The 18,163-nt window shown below is 54.7% G+C and carries 19 protein-coding genes; 13 read left to right on the top strand and 6 right to left on the bottom strand.

Going from position 1 to position 18,163, the window contains the following annotated elements; translation table 11 throughout:
• Positions 1 to 10: 10 nt before the first annotated feature.
• The 3 genes from astE to ves all read left to right on the top strand — a co-directional run bounded on the left by astE (position 11) and on the right by ves (position 2,664).
• Positions 11 to 976, top strand: coding sequence for a succinylglutamate desuccinylase (gene astE / locus V1566_RS12435; protein ID WP_395303478.1), 966 nt, complete (start codon positions 11 to 13; stop codon positions 974 to 976).
• 338 nt (positions 977 to 1,314) lie between these two features.
• Complete coding sequence (spy, locus tag V1566_RS12440; protein WP_023311279.1) at positions 1,315 to 1,809, top strand: ATP-independent periplasmic protein-refolding chaperone Spy; 495 nt, start codon at positions 1,315 to 1,317, stop codon at positions 1,807 to 1,809.
• 297 nt (positions 1,810 to 2,106) lie between these two features.
• Positions 2,107 to 2,664, top strand: coding sequence for an environmental stress-induced protein Ves (ves, locus tag V1566_RS12445; protein WP_395303479.1), 558 nt, complete (start codon positions 2,107 to 2,109; stop codon positions 2,662 to 2,664).
• Here ves and cho read toward each other — a convergent pair.
• Positions 2,642 to 3,520, bottom strand: coding sequence for an excinuclease Cho (gene cho / locus V1566_RS12450; RefSeq protein ID WP_395303480.1), 879 nt, complete (start codon positions 3,518 to 3,520; stop codon positions 2,642 to 2,644). The genes ves and cho overlap by 23 nt on opposite strands.
• Positions 3,521 to 3,803: 283 nt before the next feature.
• Here cho and V1566_RS12455 point away from each other — a divergent pair, with 283 nt between their 5' ends.
• Positions 3,804 to 4,790 (top strand): IS110 family transposase, encoded by a 987-nt coding sequence (locus tag V1566_RS12455; protein WP_395303481.1) that lies wholly within the window; start codon positions 3,804 to 3,806, stop codon positions 4,788 to 4,790.
• Between the two features lie 33 nt (positions 4,791 to 4,823).
• Here V1566_RS12455 and nadE read toward each other — a convergent pair whose 3' ends face one another.
• The gene (nadE, locus tag V1566_RS12460; RefSeq protein ID WP_395303482.1) at positions 4,824 to 5,648 is read right to left on the bottom strand and encodes an ammonia-dependent NAD(+) synthetase; all 825 of its coding nucleotides are present in this window, start codon (positions 5,646 to 5,648) and stop codon (positions 4,824 to 4,826) included.
• A gap of 232 nt (positions 5,649 to 5,880) precedes the next feature.
• On the opposite strand from nadE, the gene osmE reads away from it, so the two are divergent.
• The 7 genes from osmE to chbG all read left to right on the top strand — a co-directional run bounded on the left by osmE (position 5,881) and on the right by chbG (position 11,731).
• Positions 5,881 to 6,225 (top strand): osmotically-inducible lipoprotein OsmE, encoded by a 345-nt coding sequence (osmE, locus tag V1566_RS12465; RefSeq protein WP_010430142.1) that lies wholly within the window; start codon positions 5,881 to 5,883, stop codon positions 6,223 to 6,225.
• 281 nt (positions 6,226 to 6,506) lie between these two features.
• Positions 6,507 to 6,824: a PTS N,N'-diacetylchitobiose transporter subunit IIB gene (gene chbB / locus V1566_RS12470; RefSeq protein WP_008500676.1), complete on the top strand. Its 318-nt coding sequence runs from the start codon at positions 6,507 to 6,509 to the stop codon at positions 6,822 to 6,824.
• 79 nt (positions 6,825 to 6,903) lie between these two features.
• On the top strand, positions 6,904 to 8,262 hold the full coding sequence (gene chbC / locus V1566_RS12475) for a PTS N,N'-diacetylchitobiose transporter subunit IIC (RefSeq protein WP_063142894.1): 1,359 nt from the start codon (positions 6,904 to 6,906) through the stop codon (positions 8,260 to 8,262).
• Positions 8,263 to 8,309: 47 nt separating this feature from the next.
• The gene (gene chbA, locus V1566_RS12480) at positions 8,310 to 8,657 is read left to right on the top strand and encodes a PTS N,N'-diacetylchitobiose transporter subunit IIA (protein WP_063142895.1); all 348 of its coding nucleotides are present in this window, start codon (positions 8,310 to 8,312) and stop codon (positions 8,655 to 8,657) included.
• A gap of 5 nt (positions 8,658 to 8,662) precedes the next feature.
• The gene (gene chbR / locus V1566_RS12485) at positions 8,663 to 9,505 is read left to right on the top strand and encodes a transcriptional regulator ChbR (RefSeq protein ID WP_072034209.1); all 843 of its coding nucleotides are present in this window, start codon (positions 8,663 to 8,665) and stop codon (positions 9,503 to 9,505) included.
• Between the two features lie 109 nt (positions 9,506 to 9,614).
• Entirely contained in the window at positions 9,615 to 10,970 is a 1,356-nt protein-coding gene (locus tag V1566_RS12490; protein ID WP_395303483.1) for a 6-phospho-beta-glucosidase, read from the top strand.
• 11 nt (positions 10,971 to 10,981) lie between these two features.
• Entirely contained in the window at positions 10,982 to 11,731 is a 750-nt protein-coding gene (gene chbG / locus V1566_RS12495; protein WP_395303484.1) for a chitin disaccharide deacetylase, read from the top strand.
• A gap of 93 nt (positions 11,732 to 11,824) precedes the next feature.
• On the opposite strand, the gene katE is transcribed toward chbG, so the two are convergent.
• Positions 11,825 to 14,074: a catalase HPII gene (gene katE, locus V1566_RS12500; RefSeq protein WP_395303485.1), complete on the bottom strand. Its 2,250-nt coding sequence runs from the start codon at positions 14,072 to 14,074 to the stop codon at positions 11,825 to 11,827.
• Positions 14,075 to 14,160: 86 nt separating this feature from the next.
• On the opposite strand from katE, the gene cedA reads away from it, so the two are divergent.
• On the top strand, positions 14,161 to 14,517 hold the full coding sequence (gene cedA / locus V1566_RS12505) for a cell division activator CedA (RefSeq protein WP_074166726.1): 357 nt from the start codon (positions 14,161 to 14,163) through the stop codon (positions 14,515 to 14,517).
• 48 nt (positions 14,518 to 14,565) lie between these two features.
• Here cedA and V1566_RS12510 read toward each other — a convergent pair whose 3' ends face one another.
• The 3 genes from V1566_RS12510 to hxpB form a co-directional block, all read right to left on the bottom strand.
• Entirely contained in the window at positions 14,566 to 15,957 is a 1,392-nt protein-coding gene (locus V1566_RS12510) for an L-cystine transporter (RefSeq protein ID WP_029740442.1), read from the bottom strand.
• Between the two features lie 127 nt (positions 15,958 to 16,084).
• Positions 16,085 to 16,675, bottom strand: a complete 591-nt coding sequence (locus V1566_RS12515; RefSeq protein ID WP_395303486.1) for a metal-dependent hydrolase — start codon at positions 16,673 to 16,675, stop codon at positions 16,085 to 16,087.
• 101 nt (positions 16,676 to 16,776) lie between these two features.
• Positions 16,777 to 17,448, bottom strand: a complete 672-nt coding sequence (hxpB, locus tag V1566_RS12520; RefSeq protein WP_395303487.1) for a hexitol phosphatase HxpB — start codon at positions 17,446 to 17,448, stop codon at positions 16,777 to 16,779.
• Positions 17,449 to 17,596: 148 nt separating this feature from the next.
• On the opposite strand from hxpB, the gene V1566_RS12525 reads away from it, so the two are divergent.
• The gene (locus V1566_RS12525; RefSeq protein ID WP_395303488.1) at positions 17,597 to 18,133 is read left to right on the top strand and encodes a YniB family protein; all 537 of its coding nucleotides are present in this window, start codon (positions 17,597 to 17,599) and stop codon (positions 18,131 to 18,133) included.
• The last annotated feature ends 30 nt before the right edge of the window (positions 18,134 to 18,163 follow it).

Genomic DNA, 18,163 nt, shown 5'->3' on the forward strand with positions numbered 1-18,163 from the left:
AGGAGTGGATATGGAAAATATACTGGCGCTAACCCTGGCCGATGAGACGCCGGAACAGAAAGAGGGGGACGGCCCCTCATTTCGCTGGCGGTGGCTGGGGCGCGGGGTGCTTGAGCTGACGCCGACCGTAAAAAGCGAACTCTCGCTGCTGCTTTCAACGGGTATCCACGGGAATGAAACCGCACCCGTTGAGATTGTTGATCTGTTGCTGCGTGCGCTGTATCGCAATGAGATCGCCCTGAAGTGCCGCGTGCTGGTGGTGCTCGGCAATCCCCCTGCGCTGGCGCAAAACAAACGCTATCTGGTAAGCGACATTAACCGCATGTTCGGCGGCCGCTGGTCGCAGTTTCCTCAGAGCGATGAAACGGCGCGGGCAGAGTGGCTGGAGAACGTCGTGACCGCGTTTTTTGCCGCCGCGGGACCGGCGCGCTGGCATCTGGATCTGCATACGGCAATCCGCGCGTCCTACCACGTTCGCTTCGGCGTTTTGCCGCAGCGTAATCAGCCGTGGGATGAAGCGTTCCTGAGCTGGCTGGGTGACGCCGGGCTTGAGGCGCTGGTATTTCATCAGTCGCCGGGCGGAACGTTTACCCATTTCACCTGTGAACGTTTCGCTGCGCTGGCCTGCACGCTGGAGCTGGGAAAAGCGCTACCGTTCGGCCAGAACGATCTGACCCGCTTTGCGCCTACGCATCTCGCCCTTCGGGCTCTGCTGGGAGGAACGGCTCCTGAGCACGCGCATCAGCCCGTTGAGCGGTATCGGGTCGTACAGCAGATCACGCGCCGCAGCGATGCCTTCCTGCTCCACATGGCCGCGCACACCCTAAACTTCACCCCGTTCCGCAAAGGGGCGCTGCTGGCTGAAGATGGCGAGGAACGTTACGAGGTGCAGAAAACCACCGAGTATGTTTTATTTCCTAACCCCACCGTCGCGTTTGGCCTGCGGGCCGGGCTGATGCTGGAAAAAATATCCTGAATCTTTCCCCTCTCATCTTCCGGGAGGGGGAAGTAAAAAACTTTTCTTAACGATTAAAGCGCTTGCGCTTGTTTTGCAGAATATTCCTGGTGAATTGCTTTATTATTGTTCTTCACTTCGCTATACTTCTGCTAAATCGCTTTAAAATCATCGCATTGAATATTTTTTGTTGCAACTCTCCGCGCTTTATCCTTATTTCCTCCACATTTGGTGAAAATTTGTTTTTTACACTTTCATTGTTTTACCGTTGCTCTGACTAATTGACGATAAACCCCGTAAAGTTAATCTCGTCAACACGGCATAGCGCCGAAGAATAACTGAAAGAAAGGAAATAAATTATGCGTAAGTTTACTGCACTGTTTGTTGCTTCTACCCTGGCTCTGGGCGCTACCAGCATGGCGTTCGCCGCAGATACTGCGACCACTACGACTGCCGCGCCTGCTGAAGGCAAAATGATGATGCATCATAAAGGTCCGGGTATGCACAACGAGATGATGATGTTTAAGGATCTCAACCTGACGGATGCGCAGAAGCAACAGATCCGCGACATCAGAAAAGGTGAACGCGACCAGATGAAACGTCCTCCGCTTGAAGAGCGCCGTGCGATGCATGACATCATCGCCAGCGACAGCTTCGATAAGGCGAAAGCCGAGGCGCAGATCGACAAAATGGCCGAGCAGCACAAAGCCCGCATGCTGGCTCACATGGAAACCCAGAACAAGATCTACAACATTCTGACCCCGGAACAGAAAAAACAATTTAATGCGAATTTTGAGAAGCGTCTGACAGAACGTCCGGCGATGGAAGGTAAAATGCCAGCACCAACCGAATAATCGGTTCACACTCTTAAGACCGCCGGGATCCTGTCCACAAAAGCGCAACCGCTGTGGACAGGACCGGCGGTTTTTCTTTCCTGCCCTCTTGCCTGCCGCCGCCAGCGCGGTATCCTCCTGTAGTCGCTTCAGAGAATGTTTGTAGAGTCATGGCGTTAGAATTTTTATTAACGTTCCGCTAAGGCCTGTTCGCTCTGCTGCCGATACTGTTTCTGTGAATACCCAACGATAACAAACAAGACAGCAACGATAGCAATATCCTTGTCCTGGCACGGGTTGTGCCATTCAGGAGTGGTGATGGAGTTCTTTGATATCCGTAAGATGCCAGTCAGCCTCTGGCGCAATGGTGCTGGCGAAACGCGTGAGATTTGCTGCTTCCCTCCCGCGACGCGCGATTTTCACTGGCGTGCCAGTATCGCGACTATCGCCAGCAACGGCGAATTCTCCTCGTTTCCCGGTGTCGATCGGGTGATTACCTTGCTGGAAGGGGGAGAGGTGACGCTGGATGCGGGCAAGGCGTTCTTCCATACCCTGAAGCATCATCAGCCCTACAGTTTTGCCGGCGATTTGCCGGTGAAAGCGCTGCTTTCCGATGGGCGGATGGCGATGGACTTCAACATCATGACCCGGCGCGACTGCTGCCAGGCAAAGGTGCGCGTTGCTGACCGAACCTTTACCACCTTTGGCTCGCGCGGGGGCGTGGTGTTTGTGCTAAGCGGGGCGTGGCAGCTGGGTGATAAATTGCTGACGGCCGATCAGGGTGCCAGCTGGGAGGAGGGTACCCATACGCTGCGTCTGCTGGAGGCTCAGGGCACCTTATTATTCAACGAAATCACGTGGCTGCCAGGTCATTGAGCACAACGATCTCAAACTTTCCGGCCAGGACCGGTTTACAGAGAATTTTGTAGCCATCGTGGTCAAATCCGGCGGGCGTGCGCAGCAGAGTTGCCGCGTCGTTGATGTCGTCGACAGCGCCCAGCCAGAGCCAGTTGTTGACGATGTGATACTGGGTCATTGCCTCGCCCACTTCTTTTAGCGCAACGGCGCTTTCCCACGGCCAACAGTTTACGCTGATGGCCGCCAGACCGGTGAGGAGCCTGGCGTGATGCGCCTCAACGCTCTCTTTCCCACAGCAGGCACCGGCGCAGCGCTTGAGCGCGGATCGAAAACAGGCGCGTCCGCGGGTGGTTGCCTCCAGACCCAAAAGGCTGTAGCAAAGCTGTCGCTCGTCCGCCAGCGTCTGCAGCGCCTGGAGTGCGGCACGTTTATTGGCGAACAGCCCGTAGAGATTCGGCGCATGAGAAAAATCGACGTCGCGCGCGTAGACGACCTGCGGCTTGCCATTGTTGATCTGCAGGGAGCAGAGCTGACGGTTGCGGCGCAGGCGCTTATTGAACAGCGGCTGTTGTTCTTTTATCAACCGCGCCTCCAGCAACAGCGCCCCCATTTCTCCCGCCGTCTGGAACCAGGTAATGCGTCGCGACTGGCGCAGCATGGCGGCCTCGTCCGGCGTACGCAGATGGGATAACACCCGACTGCGAATGTTAACGCTCTTGCCGATATAAAGCGGCAGGGTGTCGCTTTCGCCGTGAAAGATGTACACGCCCGGCTGTTTAGGCAGCGCCTCAAGCCAGGGGCGAAGGTGCTCGGGATATTCGTAGATAGCCGCCGCTTCAAACTCAAGACGCGGGGCGGATTGACGCCTGCTCACATACTGCTCCATATACTGTTCAGGTATACAGTGTAGCAGGAGTGTGGTGGTTAAAAAAGAGCCGGGTGGCGGCTACGCCTTACCCGGCCTTGTATTATCCTTCCGTGCAGAAAGAACCGGCCTGTTCTTTCTGCCATGCAGTCCACATGCCGTACCCGGCCTTAGGCCACGAGCCTGTGTTGTAGATCCCTGCAGTGGACTGCACCTTCTCCACAAGTGACAAACCGGACAGTATCATGGACCGGTTTTCCCGGTAATCCGCATTCACAAGGTTGGTTTCACTATGGAACAGGAACTTCACTTTATTGGTATCGATGTCTCCAAAGCTAAGCTGGATGTCGATGTGTTGCGACCTGATGGCCGTCACCGCAGCAAAAAATTTACTAACACACCTAAAGGTCACGAGGAGCTGCTCAGCTGGCTCCGCAGCCATAATGTGGCTCAGGCACATATCTGCATGGAAGCGACCAGCACCTATATGGAAGACGCAGCAGCATCCCTCAGCGATGCCGGTTTCACCGTATCCATCATCAACCCGGCTCTTGGTAAAGCCTTTGCGCAGAGTGAAGGCCTGCGCAGTAAAACCGATGCCGTTGATGCCCGTATGCTGGCAGAGTTCTGCCGGCAGAAGCGTCCGGTAGCCTGGGAGGCACCTCATCCGCTGGAGCGCGCGTTGCGGGCGCTGGTGCTGCGTCACCAGTCCCTGACAGACATGCACACGCAGGAGCTGAACCGTCGTGAGACGGCGCGGGAGGTGCAGATGCCGAGCATCGATGCGCACCTTCTGTGGCTGGAAGCGGAGCTGAAGCGGCTGGAGAAACAGATAAAGGACCTGACGGATGACGACCCGGACCTGAAGCACCGGCGAAAACTGCTGGACAGCATACCGGGTATCGGTGAAAAGACATCCGCGGTGCTGCTGGCGTATGTGGGGCTGAAGGACAGGTTCGGTCAGGCGCGGCAGTTCGCGGCTTTCGCAGGACTGACACCGCGGCAGCATGAATCCGGCAGCAGCGTACACAGGGCAAGCAGGATGAGTAAGGCTGGCCATGTCTCGCTTCGCAGGGCGCTGTATATGCCCGCGATGGTGGCGCTGTACAAAACGGAGTGGGGAAAAGCGTTCAGGACGCGTCTGGAAAAGAACGGCAAGGGAGCGAAGCTGATAATCGGAGCGATGATGCGCAAGCTGGCGCAGGTGGCGTATGGCGTCCTGAAATCAGGACGCCCGTTCGATGCCACATTACATCAGGAAAATGCTTGCGTGGCATAACAGTATCTACGAAAGCGGGTTACCGTTTTGCGTTTATTTCCAGAAGTCGTCAAACACCGTAATTGGCGTGTGGCGCTTGTGTTCGGTTTTCAGATACCAGCCTTCGATGATTTTCGCGGTACCTTCATCCAGTTTTTTGCCTTCCAGATAATCATCAATGTTGTCATAGGTGACGCCAAGGGCCGCTTCATCCGGCAGGGAAGGGCGATCGTCTTCAAGGTCGGCCGTCGGCGCTTTCTTATAAAGATGCTCAGGACAGCCCAGCGCGGCCAGCAGCTGCTTACCCTGACGCTTGTTGAGACGGAATATAGGGTTAATGTCGGTGCCGCCGTCGCCGTATTTGGTGAAGAAACCGGTGATCGCTTCTGCCGCATGGTCGGTGCCGACGACGACGCCTTTGGTCATCCCGGCGATGCTGTATTGCGCTTTCATGCGCTCGCGGGCTTTCTCGTTGCCGCGAACAAAATCGCTCAGCTCAATGCCCGCTTCGCGAAGCGCCTGCTCGCTTGCCAGCACGGAGCCCTTAATATTCACGGTCAGTACGCGGTCAGGCTGAATGAAGGCAATGGCATCCTGACAATCCTGCTCGTCCGCCTGTAAGCCATAAGGAAGACGCACCGCGATAAACTGCAGTGTCTCATCGCCCGTCTCTTCGCGAAGCTCTGAAATCGCCATCTGGCAGAGTTTACCGGTCAGGGTAGAATCCTGGCCGCCGCTGATGCCCAGCACCAGGGATTTCAGGAAAGCGTTCTTTTTTAAGTATGACTTTAAAAAATCCACGCTGCGGCGGATCTCTTCATGTGCATCTACCGTGGGCTTCGCGCCCAGTGCCTGAATAATCTCTTGTTGCAGAGCCATCACGCCCTCCATATGCAGTACATAAACAGAATGTGTTAGCTGTTAAAACTAACCCTTTGGGCGAGAAACGACAAGGATCACAGTTTCGAGTGCGCTAATTTGCGCCGATTTAGCAGGTTATCGTTGTTTTATTAGAATTTTCCGAAATTCGTCTGGCGTAATTCACAAAGTTGAACAATAGTACTTTTTATCCCATGCTTAGATAACACGCTGATAAACAAGAGGACGGAATATGAACAAGAACGTAGCAGGAATTCTTAGCGCAGCGGCGGTACTGACTATGCTGGCAGGGTGTACGGCTTACGATCGCACCAAGGATCAGTTTACGCAGCCCGTAGTAAAAGACGTCAAAAAAGGGATGACCCGCTCGCAGGTGGCTGCGATTGCCGGTAAACCTTCTTCTGAAGTAACCATGATTCATGCGAAGGGGACCTGTCAGACCTATATCCTGGGTCAACGTGATGGTAAGGCAGAAACCTACTTCGTCGCCCTGGATGATACCGGTCATGTGATCAACTCCGGCTATCAGACCTGTGCTGAATACGACACCGATCCACAGGCACCTAAGGCGCAGTAACCCTTCTTGCCTGAGGATGTTAACAAACCGGCCCATGGGCCGGTTTTTTTATGCATCAGGAAATCTTATTTCTTTGCGCGAATTATTTGCCCGAAATGTGAAGGGAGTCAACAAGCCAGGTCAATGAGAGACAATTTGAGCCTATCCAGAATTATCCCCTGTCTGTACCATTGCGTATACTCACTCCAACGATAAACAACAGTACGCAAGCTACCTGTCTGCCGGGACAGCGAGTCGAGTGATAGCGCGATGGCAGGTAGTTATAAAAGAGGGAAATCACGATGGAAAAGAAACATATCTACCTGTTCTGCTCAGCGGGCATGTCTACGTCGCTTCTGGTGTCAAAGATGCGTGCGCAGGCTGAAAAGTATGAAGTCCCTGTGGTGATTGAAGCGTTTCCAGAGACGCTGGCGGGCGAAAAAGGCCAGACAGCCGATGTCGTTTTACTGGGGCCGCAAATTGCCTATATGTTGCCCGAAATTCAACGACTGTTACCGAATAAACCGGTCGAAGTGATCGACTCGGGGCTGTACGGCAAGATTGATGGTTTAGGTGTTCTTAAAGCTGCTGTCGCAGCAATTAAAAAAGCTGCTAATTAATTTTTATTTTTCCCGTCAAAGAGTTATTTCACACACAATACGCCGTAACATGCGTTACGGCATTTAAGGGTATTTTCCTATGAGTAAAGTCATCGCTTCACTTGAAAAGGTACTCCTTCCTTTTGCTGTTAAAATAGGAAAGCAGCCTCACGTTAACGCCATCAAAAACGGCTTTATTAAATTAATGCCGTTGACGCTGGCCGGGGCCATGTTCGTTTTAATTAACAACGTTTTTCTGAGCTTTGGTGAAGGTTCCTTCTTTTATTCATTAGGAATTCGGTTAGATGCTTCCACTATTGAAACCCTTAATGGTTTTAAAGCCATCGGCGGCAACGTCTATAACGGTACGTTAGGGATTATGTCGCTGATGGCGCCTTTCTTTATTGGGATGGCACTGGCCGAAGAGCGTAAAGTGGATCCGCTGGCTGCCGGGTTATTATCCGTCGCCGCTTTTATGACCGTGACGCCTTACAGCGTGGGTGAAGCCTATGCCGTGGGCGCCAACTGGCTGGGCGGGGCCAACATCATCTCCGGTATTGTTATCGGCCTGGTAGTGGCAGAAATGTTCACCTTTATTATCCGTCGCAACTGGGTTATCCGCCTGCCGGATAGCGTCCCGGCTTCCGTATCTCGTTCGTTTTCCGCGTTGATTCCAGGCTTCATTATTCTCTCCATCATGGGGATTATCGCCTGGGCGCTCTCCCACTGGGGCACAAACTTCCACCAGATCATCATGGACTCTATCTCTACGCCGCTGGCGTCGATGGGTGGCGTGGTCGGTTGGGCGTATGTGATTTTCACCTCTCTGCTGTGGTTCTTTGGCGTGCATGGTTCACTGGCACTGGCCGCGCTGGACAGCGGGATTATGACCCCCTGGGCACTGGAAAACGTTGCGCTTTACCAGCAGTACGGCTCCGTTGACGCGGCGCTGGCAGCGGGTAAAACCTTCCATGTGTGGGCGAAGCCGATGCTTGACTCCTATATCTTCCTGGGCGGTACCGGGGCGACCTTGGGTCTGATCATCGCGGTCTTTATTGTCTCTCGTCGTGCTGACTACCGTCAGGTCGCGAAGCTGGCGCTGCCATCAGGCATCTTCCAGATTAACGAACCGATTCTGTTCGGTCTGCCAATCATCATGAACCCGGTGATGTTCATTCCGTTCATCCTGATTCAGCCGCTGCTGGCCGCTATTACCCTGACGGCGTATTACCTGGGCATCATTCCACCGGTCACCAACATTGCACCGTGGACCATGCCGGCGGGTCTGGGCGCCTTCTTCAACACTAACGGCAGCGTCGCGGCCTTCCTGCTGGCGATATTCAACCTCGGGATTGCCACCCTGCTGTACATGCCGTTCGTGGCGATTGCCAACAAAGCCGCCACCATTATTGATGAAGAAGAGAGCGAAGAGGATATTGCCCTCTCACTGAAATTCTAAGATTGACCGGCGCGGGGAAGCCCGCGCCAGCCACAAGGAGCTTAAAAATGTTAGATTTGGATAGTATTGTCGCAGACGAAGCCGTCGAGAACGATCTCGAAGAAGTGGTGATGGGGCTTATCATCAACTCCGGACAGGCCCGCAGCCTGGCCTATGCCGCGCTGAAGCAGGCCAAACAGGGGGATTTCGCCGCCGCGAAAACCATGATGGAACAGTCCCGCACGGCCCTGAACGAAGCGCACCTGGTGCAGACAAAGCTGATTGAAAGCGATCAGGGCGAAGGGAAGATGAAGGTCAGCCTGGTGCTGGTCCACGCGCAGGATCACCTGATGACCTCGATGCTGGCGCGTGAGCTGGTGGCGGAGCTCATTGAGCTTCACGAGAAAATGCACTGAGTCGGATTTCGCAGCAGGAGGTCAGCACGATGGAAATTAAAACCGCACTTGAGCAGCAGCTGTTTAACGGCAAAAATTTTCACGTGGTTATCTACAACAAAACGGAGAGCGCCAGTGGTCTGCACCAGCATGACTACTACGAATTCACGATTGTTCTGACCGGCCGCTACTACCAGGAGATCAATGGTAAGCGCGTCCTGCTTGAGCGAGGGGATTTTGTCTTCCTGCCGATGGGGTCTTATCACCAGAGCTTTTACGAATTTGGTGCCACCCGTATTTTGAATGTGGGCGTCAGCAGACGCTTTTTTGAGAAGCACTATCTGCCGCTGGTGCCGTTCTGCTTCGTGGCCTCCCAGGTCTATCGGGTCAAAAACGAGTTTATGACCTGGATTGAAACGGTTATCGCCTCGCTTAACTTCCGCGACAATGAATTTGATGAGTTTATTGAAACGGTGACCTTCTACGTGATGAACCGGCTACGCCACCATCGTGAAGAGCAGCAGGTGACGGATGATATTCCGCAATGGCTGCGCGGCACCGTTGAGCTGATGCATGATAAAGGCCAGTTCAGCGAAAATGCGCTGGAAAATATGGTGTCGCTGTCGGGGAAATCCCAGGAATATCTGACCCGCGCGACGCAGCGCTATTATCGTAAAACACCCGTGCAAATTATTAATGAAATTCGCATTAATTTTGCCAAGAAACAGCTGGAGATCACCAACTATTCTGTCACCGATATTGCGTACGAGTCAGGATACAGCAGTCCCAGTCTGTTTATTAAGACCTTTAAAAAATTAACGTCATTCACACCGAACAGTTACCGGAAGAATTTAACGGTAATTAATTAACTTTCGGCGGATTACCCGCCACAAATATTGCTCTAATGGCTTGCCCAAATAGCGGGAAGAGTACGCTATACCTTGCAGGCGATTAACCTGATACGCTAAGGGAGATATTATGCAGAAGAAATTAAAAGTCGTAACCATTGGTGGCGGCAGCAGCTATACCCCGGAATTACTTGAAGGTTTCCTGAAACGTTATCATGAATTACCGGTCAGCGAATTATGGCTGGTGGACGTGGAGGAAGGTGAGGAAAAGCTGAATATTATTTTTGACCTGTGCAAGCGAATGGTGGAGAAAGCGGGCGTGCCTCTGACTGTGCATAAAACCCTGGACCGTCGTCTGGCGCTGAAAGATGCGGATTTCGTGACAACCCAGCTGCGCGTTGGCCAGTTGAAAGCGCGCGAGCTGGACGAGCGTATTCCGCTGAGCCACGGCTATCTCGGGCAGGAGACCAACGGCGCGGGCGGCCTGTTTAAAGGGCTGCGTACCATCCCGGTCATTTTCGACATCGTCAAAGACGTGCAGGAGATTTGCCCAAACGCGTGGGTGATTAACTTCACCAACCCGGCCGGGATGGTGACCGAGGCGGTCTATCGTCATACCGGTTTCAAACGCTTTATCGGCGTCTGTAATATTCCGATCGGTATGAAGATGTTTATCCACGACGTGCTGGCGCTGACCGACAGCGACGATCTCTCCATCGACCTGTTCGGCCTGAACCACATGGTGTTCATTAAAGACGTTATCGTGAACGGAAAATCGCGTTTTGCCGAACTGCTCGACGGTGTGGCTTCCGGTCGCCTGACCGCGGCATCGGTGAAAAACATCTTTGACCTGCCGTTCAGCGAAGGGCTGATCCGCTCGCTGAACCTGCTGCCGTGCTCGTACCTGCTTTACTACTTCAAGCAGAAAGAGATGCTGGCCATCGAAATGGGCGAGTACTATAAGGGCGGCGCGCGCGCGCAGATCGTTCAGAAAGTCGAGAAGCAGCTGTTCGATTTGTATAAAGATCCGAACCTGAACATCAAACCGAAAGAGCTGGAGCAGCGTGGCGGGGCCTACTACTCCGATGCGGCGTGCGAGGTGATTAACGCCATCTACAACGACAAGCAGGCGGAGCACTATGTCAACGTGCCGCACCACGGCCATATCGACAATATCCCGGCAGACTGGGCCGTCGAGATGACCTGCATCCTTGGACGCGATGGCGCTAAACCGCATCCACGCATCACCCACTTCGATGATAAGGTCATGGGCCTGATCCACACCATCAAAGGCTTTGAAGTGGCGGCAAGCAATGCGGCGCTGAGCGGCGAGCTCAATGACGTGCTTCTGGCGCTGAACCTCAGCCCGCTGGTGCATTCTGACCGCGACGCGGAACAGCTGGCCAGCGAGATGATCCTGGCACATGAAAAATGGTTGCCGAACTTTGCCGCCACGATCGAGAAGCTGAAGCTCAAACATCACTAAGAGGACGCACAATGGAAAACCTGCTGATCGTTAATGCTGATGATTTTGGCCTCTCGAAAGGCCAGAACTACGGCATTATTGAAGCCTGTCGCCGAGGGGTTGTGACCTCTACCACGGCACTGGTGAATGGTGAGGCGGTTGAACACGCGGCGCAGCTGAGCCGCGAGGTGCCTGAGCTGGGCGTCGGCATGCATTTTGTGCTGACGCTCGGGATACCGCTTTCGCCAATGCCGGGCCTGACGCGCGACGGCCAGCTGGGCAAATGGATTTGGGAACTGGCGGAGCAGGATGCTCTGCCGCTCGAAGAGATTGCCGGCGAGCTGGAGCGTCAGTTCAACCGCTTTGTTGATGTGTTTGGTAAGGCGCCGACGCACATCGACAGTCATCACCACGTGCACATGATCCCGGCGATTTTCCCGATTGTCGCGGAGTTTGCGCAGCGCAAAGGCGTGGCGATGCGCATGGATCGGGACGCGCGCGGCGTGCCGGACTGCGCCGTGACAACCACAGAGGGGTTCAGCAGCGCATTTTACGGCGACGAGATCGACGAAGCGCTGTTCCTGAAGGTGCTGGATGATTCCGCCGCGCGGGGGGAAAAGTCGGTAGAAGTGATGGCGCATCCGGCGTTTGTCGATAACACTGTGCGTAAAAGCGCCTACTGCTGGCCGCGTCTGGCGGAGCTGGATGTCCTGACGTCGCCGTCGTTGAAATACGCGATTGCCGAGCGTGGGTATCGGTTGGGAACGTTCAGGGATCTGTAAAAGATGCCGGGTGGCGGCTTCGCCTTACCCGGCCTACGAACGACCTGCGAACTCTTGTAGGCCCGGTAAGGCGAAGCCGCCACCGGGCTTTTTTTACGCCGGTATCTGGTCAACCTTACTGCTGCGCGACCAGACGCGGTGCGCGGCGAGCAAATCAAACAGCTTCGTCATGAACGCATCGTCAACGTTGTCGCCCTCGACAATACCGTCCTCACCCTGATCGGCCACCTTCAGCTGCGCCTTAAACTGTCGCGCGTCGCCGGACAGCGCGATCGGTTTCAGGTGCTTATAGGCTTCCAGCAGATAATACACGGCGTCACCGTTATTCAGCAGACTGTCAATATCCCCGCACGGTACAATCACCGCATCGACGGTCAGCGATGGCGCCCCGGCAAAGGTTGCGGCCACCGGCAGCACGGAGCCGTCATCGGCGGTCACTTCCCCCATGCGGGAATAAAGCAGTTTCAAATGCACGCCCTGGGTTTTCAGCGCCTGCATGATCCCCAGCACGTCGCTGGCGCGGGTGTTGTCGTTCAGCAGGATGGCGACCACGCGGCCTTTAATCGAGCCACCCGGCACGGCATACAGGCTCAGCGACGGATCTTTCTTCACGCCGTTAACCTCTTTCGGCGGCGCAAGGTTGCGCTGCTCATCGGTCAGCGTAATACCCAGGTTATCCGCAACGCTCTGAGCGAGCTGAATATCAATGCGCGCCAGCTGATCGACCACCCGCTCGCGGATGTAGGTACGCACCACCTTACTCAACTCAAAGCTGAAGCCGCCGATAATGTGCTGTTGCTCAATCGGCGTCTGGCTGTTCCAGAACAGGCGAGGGTGGGCGTAATACTCGCCGAACGACGGGCTGCGCTCGCGAATTTTGTTGCCGTCGATACGCTCCTGGTACGATTCGAATCCACCGCGTTTCGGCCCGGGAGGGGTTTCGCGCGGCCAGTTATCGTTGATGGAGTTCGGCTCATAGTTAGCCGGGTTGGTATCAATATCCTGACGGTGCATCCCGTCGCGCTGGAAATTGTGGTACGGACAGGTTGGGCGGTTAATCGGAATTTCGTGGAAGTTCGGTCCGCCGAGACGGCTGATCTGCGTATCGGTATACGAGAACAAACGACCCTGCAAAAGCGGATCGTTGGTGAAATCCAGCCCCGGCACGATATGCCCAGGGTGGAACGCAACCTGTTCGTTTTCGGCAAAGAAATTATCCGGGTTGCGGTTGAGCACCATTTTACCCACCAGCTGCACCGGCACCAGCTCTTCCGGGATCAGCTTCGTCGGGTCAAGAAGATCGAAATCAAACTTAAATTCGTCCTCTTCCGGAATGAGCTGCAGGCCCAGTTCGTATTCCGGGAAATCACCCGCTTCTATAGATTCCCACAGCTCGCGGCGATGGAAGTCCGGATCGCGCCCGGTCAGCTTCTGCGCCTCGTCCCATACCAGCGAGGCTTTACCCGCCACCGGCTTCCAGTGGAAGCGCACAAACGTGGCTTTACCCTCGGCGTTGATCAGACGGAAGGTGTGGATGCCAAACCCTTCCATGGTGCGGTAGCTGCGCGGAATGCCGCGGTCTGACATCGCCCACATCACGTTGTGTAAGGTTTCAGGCTGCAGGGAAACATAGTCCCAGAAGGTGTCGTGCGCACTTTGTCCCTGCGGTATGGCCCAGTGGGGCTCCGGTTTTACCGCATGGACAAAGTCAGGAAATTTATGCGCGTCCTGAATGAAGAACACCGGGGTATTGTTGCCGACCAGATCGAAAATACCCTCTTCGGTATAAAACTTGGTGGCAAAGCCGCGGATATCCCGGACGGTATCTGCCGAACCTGCGCCGCCCTGCACGGTGGAGAAGCGCACAAATACCGGAGTAATTTTGTCCGGGTCGGAGAGGAAGTCCGCTTTGGTGATCGCTTTCAGGCTCTTGTATGGCTGGAAGTAGCCGTGCGCAGCGGAACCGCGCGCGTGAACGATGCGTTCCGGAATGCGCTCATGGTCAAAATGGGTGATTTTTTCCCGCAGGATAAAGTCTTCCAGCAGGGTTGGCCCGCGCGCGCCTGCGCGAAGGGAGTTCTGATCGTCAGCAATGCGCACGCCCTGATTGGTGGTGAGCGCAAAACCTTCGCCGCCTTTACGGTGTGGCTCAAGCGATTTCAGCTTCTCGTTTCCCGTGTCCGGCGATTTCACGCTTCCCGGTGCGGTGGGCTGTTCGCCTGGCGCGGAAGGGCCAGGGGAGGGGCGGTGAGAGCCGTCAGCAGGGGCGAGAGAGTCCATACCCGGTTGAGATTCCTCAGTGCCATGAATCGGTGATTGATGTGTTTTATCTTTGTTCGACATTGCACGCTTCTCCTTTATCCATTGCTAAAAACCCTATTAAGGATAGAACAATGTCGCGAGATAGCTCGCGAACTAAGAGTTTTCACATGCCGTCATTAACGAAAGGAGCCATCCCACCCACTCGGAGCGCGACGGAAGGCAGCAGGATCGGCTATCATAGAATTTTCCTGCTTCAAGAATTTGCTTTAGTGAACCAGTCGCTTATGAAACCTCTTCGTCAACAAAACCGCCAGGTTATTAGCTATGTGCCCCGCGTTGAGCCCGCGCCGCCTGACCATGCCCTGAAAGTGGAGGGTTTTCGCGATGTCTGGCAGCTGCGGGGGAAATATGTGGCCTTTGTGCTGATCGGCGAACATTTCCGTCGCTCTCCCACGTTTACGGTGCCGGAGTCAGCGCAACGGTGGGCGATGCAGATCCGCCAGGATGAAGAGGTTGAAGAATAACAGCCATAAAAAAACCGCCATCAGGCGGTTTTTTTATTTCTACCGTGATTAACGGTGCGCCAGCTCGGCGTCGTCTTCACTTTCCAGAATCGCTTTGTCGGTCTGCTTCAGCCACTGGCTGGTCAGCGTACCGGCGGTCATGGAGCCGCTCACGTTCAGCGCGGTACGGCCCATGTCGATCAGCGGCTCAACGGAGATCAGCAGCGCGACCAGCGTCACCGGCAGACCCAGCGCAGGCAGCACAATCAGCGCGGCGAAGGTTGCGCCACCGCCAACACCCGCAACGCCTGCGGAGCTGATGGTAACAATCCCGACCAGCGTGGCGATCCATACCGGATCCAGCGGATTGATACCCACCGTCGGGGCGACCATCACGGCCAGCATCGCCGGGTACAGACCCGCACAGCCGTTCTGACCAATGGTGGCACCAAAGGAGGCAGAGAAGCTGGCGATGGATTCAGGCACGCCCAGACGACGGGTTTGCGCTTCAACATTCAGCGGAATAGACGCGGCGCTGGAACGGCTGGTGAAGGCAAAGGTCAGTACCGGCCAGACTTTACGGAAGTATTTCAGCGGGCTGACGCCGTTCACGCCCAGCAGGATTCCGTGCACCACGAACATAATGCCCAGGCCCAGATAAGAGGCGACAACGAAGCTGCCCAGCTTAATGATGTCCTGCAGGTTAGAGCCGGCAACCACTTTGGTCATCAGCGCCAGCACGCCGTAAGGGGTGAGCTGCATGACCAGGCGAACCAGCTTCATCACCCAGCTTTGCAGGGTGTCAATCGCGGTCAGCACGCGTTCGCCTTTAGGCGCGTCGTCTTTCAGCAGCTTCAGCGCCGCTACGCCCAGGAACGCGGCGAAAATAACCACGCTGATGATCGAGGTTGGGCTCGCACCGGTCAGGTCAGCAAACGGGTTCTTCGGAATGAAGGAGAGCACCATCTGCGGCACGGTCAGGTCAGCCACTTTCCCAACGTAGTTGGTTTGAATCGCGGTAAGACGCGCCGTTTCAGCGGTACCCTGAACCAGACCTTCTGCGGTCAGGCCAAACAGGTTGGTGACCAGCACACCCACCAGCGCGGCAATCAGCGTGGTGAACAGCAGCGTACCAATGGTCAGGAAACTGATTTTTCCCAGCTGAGTGGCGTTATGCAGGCGGGCCACGGCGCTCAGAATAGAGGCGAACACCAGCGGCATAACGATCATCTGCAGCAGCTGGACATAGCCGTTACCGACGATGTTGAACCACTGAATAGAGTCTTTCAGAACTGGATTATCGGAGCCATAAATTGCCTGTAATGCCAGACCAAATACGACACCCATGGCCAGACCAACCAGCACTTTTTTCGCCAGGCTCCACTGTTTGTGGCGCGCCTGCGCGAGAAGCAATAGCAATACAACGAACACAACGACGTTCGCGATGAGTGGAAAATTCATCCCCGTTCTCCTGATTTATTATTGGGTCGGTTTTTACCGATCCTGTTGGCGGAAGGTTAGCAGAAGTGTGATGTAGCGCTTATATCCAAATGGAATGGGTTATGACAAATGGGATAATTTTGTCGGTTTACTGTTCAATCTGGTGGTGAATAAAGCGATTAAACTGAAATTGCAGCGAATTAATCATCTGGGATGACCAGCGAACTGCACTATTTTCGGGCAATGTTTGCGGCATCCAGACGGCGTAAGCAAACAGCGCCATGCACAATACGCGCTCAAGCTGGTTACCTTTCTGCGGGGCGAGGATGGGAAAACGGAAACGCCAGCGGCAGGGCCAAAGCAGCGGCACGCCCGCAGGCGTCAGCATATCGGCGAGAATATGGCTTAAATAGCCCAGCACCATCCCCTGGATGGCATCGGCAGGGACTATCCAGCTTTCGGGCACCTTTAAATAGAAAAGTGTCAGCAGGCCAAACACGGCCAGCAGGCTGTGTGTAAACCCCCGGTGGCCGAACGCGCGGGCGATGGGTTTCGACACCCACTTCAGGCGTTGTCCGAGAAAGGATTTGGGATGGTCAATGTCGGGCAGCAGACAGGTCAATACGGCGAAAGGGACAATATGCCACCAGTCCCCCTGTGCCAGCACGGGGGTGAGTTCAGCGTTTTTGGCAAATACTGCACACGCAATAGAAAAAAGCAGGTGGCCTTCCGCCGTCATGATAAAACCCACAAAACTGTCAATTCATACAGTATAGGGTTTTTATACAGTAGGCGGAAGAGGTGACGGTGTAACTGTTTGTCACAAACCGGAGGAGGGTGTTAACCGCCCTGCAGGTGATGCGCCGTGAGTTCTGCCAGTGAATTAAGCTTCACATTGGCAAGAGCAAACCGGGGATCGTGACGGCCTTCTTCTGCGGGCACCACAATGGATCGCATCCGCGCAGCCTTCGACGCCACCATACCGTTAACGGAATCTTCCAGCGCAACGCAGTTGATGGGATCCAGACCCAGTTTTGCGGCACAGTCCAGATAGACCTGCGGGTGCGGCTTGCTGTAAGGCAATTTTTCAGCGGACGCCAGCGCGTCGAAACTGTCGCGCAGTTCAAACATCGTGAGCACTTTTTCCAGCATATGCAGAGGTGAAGCGGAAGCCAGGCCAACCTTCAGACCCTGGGCTTTACACAGCGCGACAGCCTCACGTACGCCGGGTAGCAGCGGCCTGTTCTCTTCCACCAGAGAAATGGCGCGGCTGATAATGCGTGCGGTCACCTCATCGCGATTGGGACCTACCCACGGCTGTTGGGCAAACCACAGGTCAACCACCATATCGATGCGCAGGCCCAGCGTATCGGGAAGTTCATTACGGCGGCTGATATCCACGCCCAGGCTGGCCATCACGTCCAGTTCGGCGCGATCCCATAGCGGTTCGGAATCGATCAATAATCCATCCATGTCAAAAATTGCGGCAAGAATTTGGCGCGGTGTCGACATCACAACGTCTCCTTATCCAGGGTGTTCGACAGACGATACGTGCTAAGCACAATCTGCAATTTAGCATATTGCTTTTAAAGAGCGGGCGAAATTGATGACCAGCAGGTAGACTTAGGCACAAATAACGCGTCTTTATGAAGAGGAACTGATGACGTATCAACAAGCTGGACGCATCGCGGTCTTAAAACGTATTGCTGGCTGGGTGATTTTTATTCCCGCCGTCATTTCTACGCTGATTTCTGTACTCAAATTTATGTACGATCACAGCGAAAAACAGCCGGGTATCAATGCGGTAATGCTTGATTTCGCTCATGTCATGATTGAGATGATGCGTTTTAATACGCCATTTTTGAATGTCTTCTGGTTTAACTCACCCACCCCGGATTTTCATCAACAGCTGAATATCGGCTTTTGGGTGATATATGCCCTGATCTTTGTCGCGCTGGCGCTGCAGGCCTCTGGCGCGAGAATGGGCCGCCAGACGCGCTTTTTACGCGAAGGCGTTGAGGATCAGTTGATTCTGGAGCAGGCCAAAGGCTCGGAAGGAATGAGTCGGGAGCAGATTGAATCCCGCATTGTTGTGCCGCGTCACACCATTTTCCTGCAAATTTTCCCGCTCTATATCCTTCCCGTGATCATCATTGTGGCGGGATACTTCTTCTTTTCACTGCTCGGTTTTCTGTAAGCGATAAGGGTGGCGGCAATGCCACCCGTT

It is taken from the genome of Enterobacter sp. ECC-019 (assembly GCF_043974075.1).
Classification (GTDB): domain Bacteria; phylum Pseudomonadota; class Gammaproteobacteria; order Enterobacterales; family Enterobacteriaceae; genus Enterobacter; species Enterobacter asburiae_D.